At 35.1% G+C, this 4,167-nt stretch carries 2 protein-coding genes and 1 pseudogene; all 3 read left to right on the top strand.

From position 1 onward, the window contains the following. A pseudogene (locus ACIQ2I_RS09355) lies at positions 1-955 on the top strand (DNA-directed RNA polymerase subunit beta'); the annotation flags it as partial. Between the two features lie 214 nt (positions 956-1,169). Then, positions 1,170-1,478 carry a DUF3467 domain-containing protein gene (locus tag ACIQ2I_RS09350; RefSeq protein ID WP_396182116.1) on the top strand — a complete coding sequence of 103 codons (309 nt, stop codon included), beginning with the start codon at positions 1,170-1,172 and terminating at the stop codon, positions 1,476-1,478. Between the two features lie 166 nt (positions 1,479-1,644). Then, on the top strand, positions 1,645-4,167 hold a 2,523-nt coding region (locus ACIQ2I_RS09345; RefSeq protein WP_396182115.1), incomplete at its 3' end, for a beta strand repeat-containing protein.

Genomic DNA, 4,167 nt, shown 5'->3' with positions numbered 1-4,167 from the left:
CGAGAAAATTAAAGCAGGAAAAATTCTTGTGAAAATTCCACGTCGTTCCTCTAAAGCAAGTGATATTACTGGAGGTTTACCAAGAATTACCGAGTTGTTAGAAGCTCGTAATCCTTCAAACCCTGCAGTAGTTACTGAAATTGATGGTGTAGTTACTTTCGGAAAAGTAAAAAGAGGGAATCGTGAGTTGTCTATTGAATCTAAATTTGGAGATGTTAAGAAATATTTAGTCAAACTTTCGGCGCAAATCTTAGTTCAAGAAAATGACTTCGTAAGAGCAGGAACACCATTATCAGACGGAGCAATTACTCCAGAAGATATCTTAAGAATTCAAGGTCCTTCTGCAGTTCAACAATACTTGGTAAATGAAATTCAAGAAGTATACCGTTTACAAGGAGTAAAAATCAATGACAAACACTTCGAAGTAGTAATTCGTCAAATGATGCGAAAAGTAAGAATCCAAGATCCAGGAGATACATTATTCTTAGAAGATCAATTGGCACATACTTCAGACTTTATTCTAGAAAACGACAAGTTATACGGAATGAAAGTTGTAGAAGAAGCAGGTGATTCTTCAAGCTTAAAACCAGGACAAATTATTTCTCCAAGAGATCTAAGAGATGAAAATTCATTATTAAAACGTGAAGATAAAAACTTAGTTACCGCTAGAGATGTAATTACAGCTACTGCAACACCAGTTTTACAAGGTATTACAAGAGCATCATTACAAACAAAATCATTCATTTCTGCGGCATCGTTCCAGGAAACTACTAAAGTATTAAACGAAGCAGCTGTTGCTGGTAAAATTGATACATTAGAAGGATTGAAAGAAAATGTAATCGTAGGTCACAGAATACCTGCTGGTACAGGTATGAGAGATTACGATAACATTATTGTAGGTTCTAAAGAAGAATACAGTGAATTAATGGCTGGAAAAGAAGAATTTAATTACTAATTCTTATTCTTATTATACTAAAAAGGCCTAATAGATTTTTTTCTGTTAGGCCTTTTTTTTTATCAAAAGGTTTTGTATTATTGTAATGCATTAGTCAAAAGTCAAAAGTCCAGATTTTCAATATCTTAACGCTCTTTGCGACAATCATTGCGCCCTTTGAGGTTAAGCAAAAAGATAACGTTCTAATCACAATTATCAATTATAAATTAAAACCATGGAAAACAACAACCAAGAAGGTCAAATCAATATCGAATTAGACGAAAAAATAGCAGAAGGAACCTATTCTAATCTCGCCATCATCAACCATTCTAATACCGAATTTGTATTAGATTTTATAGCTTTAATGCCAGGCGTGCCGAAAGCAAAAGTAAAATCCAGAATCATATTAACCCCACAACATGCCAAACGTTTGTTAAAAGCATTAAACGAAAACATTTATCGTTTTGAAAACGCACACGGACAAATAAAAGAGGAAGAGCATCCGCCCATACCTTTAAATTTCGGACCAACCGGTCAAGCATAATTTTAGAAACTTCTCAAAAAATTGGGAAGTTTTTATTTTTTTATTGATAATTTATATTATTTCCTTATAATTTAGTGATAATTTAATAAAAATGAGTTGAAATTACGATTTATATAAAAAAATAAATATATTTGTGAATTCCACTTATTAAACTAAATTACTTATTATGATAAACATTTACGATTCGGTTGTTGCCTGTACTTCTGCAGGAACACCACATTCTCAAAAACAAGGGACAACATCGTACACGGCTACAAAACGAAACTGGCTTTCTTTTGTAACGGTGTTTGTAACGTTGTTTTGTTTTACAATTGTTCAAGGGCAATCAACTCTTATATCTCCAACAGGTGATGGTGGATTTGAATTTGGAACAACACTTACTGATAATGGGTGGACAGCAGTTAATTCGGCTACCAACGCATGGAATGTTGGAACAGCTACTTCTAGTGGAGGAACAAAGAGTGCATACATCTCGAATACTTCAGGAAGTACATACGCATATTCTAATTCAACTACTGCAGTAAGTCATTTTTATCGTGACATAACCGTACCAGCAAGTGAATCAGTTATCAGTTTATCCTTTAAATTGAAAGGAGATGGTGATGTTTTTAGCGGCACATATTATGATAAGTTAATGGTATATACCGCACCAACAACTTTTACTCCAGCTACTTCAGCACCAGCAAGTCCTGGGACTGCTCTAACTGGTGCCACACTCGCCTATGTACAACCTGCTAATTATGGCGCTGCATATAATGTAGTTAATGTAGTTTTACCATCTAGTTTAGCTGGAACTACATTTCGACTTATTTTCACATGGCATAATGATAACTCTGCAGGAACTGTTCCATCGTCAGTTGATGAAATTTCATTAATTTCTAGATCACCTATCACTCCAGACGCTGCACCTATTAATTTTACTCCTACTGCGGTGACTCAAACAGGAATGACTGTTAATTGGTTAGATAACTCAACAAATGAAACTTCTTTTAGGGTATATCGTTCTACTGATAACGTTACGTTTTCTCAAGTTGGAACTGACATAGTTTCAACTTCTTCAGGTACTACTGGTACTGCATATAATTTACCTGTTGCTTCAGGCTTAATACCAGGTGTTACTTACTATTATAGAATAGTTGCTTTTGCAGATTTGGAAACTTCTTATTTAACAGGTTCTCAGGCAACTAATCCTCCTGGTACAATTACTTCTATAGCTTCTGGAAATTGGAGTCAAACTTCAACATGGTCTTCGGGAGCTATTCCTACGGCTACAGATAATGTAATTATTGCTGATGGTCATACCGTTAATATTGATCTTGTGGCTCCAACATGTTTGGACTTAACAGTAGGTCAAGGTGCTTCTGGTGTTTTAACTTTTACAAGTACTTCAGCAGCTACACTTTCAGTAAATGGAAGTATTACGGTTGGCGCAGGTGGTATTTTTAATGCTGGTTCAGCAACATCTATTGTACATAATATATTTTTAGGTGGAGTAACTGCAACTTCTCCTTATGCAAGTAATCTTATTGTTGATGGTTCTTTTGATATGTGGCTTAATGCTACAACAGGTAGAGCTACTCTTACTTTCTTTGGTATTCTAAATTCGACAATTTCTGGTTCTGGTACTATTGATTTAAATAATACTAACATTATTAACAAAGGTGCTACTACTGCAACAGCTTTAGTTACACCACCTGTATTAGATGTTCAAAAAGCCTTCACGGTTCAAGCAGCAAGTACTTTAGGTTTTGTTGCAACCCATACGGCTGGAACAATTAAAATTAGTGGAACATTTACTCAATCTAATCCAATCTTTACAATTGTAGGATATACTATTCCTGCTACTGGAGGTATTTGGTTGAGTAATCCAAATTTTACTATAGCTGGACTTACAGGTTCACCTTCAGTTAATGGACTTTTTAGAGTTACTGCTGGAACCTATAATATAGGTACCTCTTCTGGAAACTCTGTAGGTAGTGGAACCAATTCTGTTTACAAAATTGAAGGTGGTGCAATAAATGTTGCAGGAAGATTCAATCTTACAAGTACAGGTGTTTATTATAACCAATCTGACGGAACAATTTCTGTTGCAAACGTTGGAAATACTACAGTTGCTTCTGCAAGTTTTGGTATTACTTCTACATCGGCATCATTCATTATGAGCGGAGGTACAATTGTTTTGGTTCAAAGAAACGGTGGTACTTTAGGATCAACTACAAGGGATTATTACAATGTTGGAACACCTACAATAACTGGTGGTACATTACAGGTTGGAACTGCTGCAACAGCTACTAACTTTAATTTCAGGTTGTATGGGTATGCTCCAAATATTAATATAAACAACACGACAAATAATAAAATAGTACAAGTTCACCAATCGACTGGTGTGTTATATGTTTTCGGTACGCTTACTGTTAACCCAGGAACAACTTTTGATTGTTTAGGAATGACAGCTTTTGCTTTGGGGAATGTAGTTAATAACGGTATTATTCAAGGTTTAGTTTCAGGAAGTCGTTTTGATTTTTCAGGGACAACTCCACAAACCTATTCTGGAACTGGAACTTTCGGTACTTCTTCAGCACCATTTATTGGAACAGGTGTAGGTATTGCTAATTATACTAACGTAACTTTAAGCGCTCCAATTGTAACTACCAGAACAAATTTATTTGGAGGTTCTTTCATTAACAGT

Source organism: Flavobacterium sp., from assembly GCF_044368995.1.
GTDB lineage: Bacteria > Bacteroidota > Bacteroidia > Flavobacteriales > Flavobacteriaceae > Flavobacterium.
This window is presented reverse-complemented; position numbering and strand designations above follow the sequence as displayed.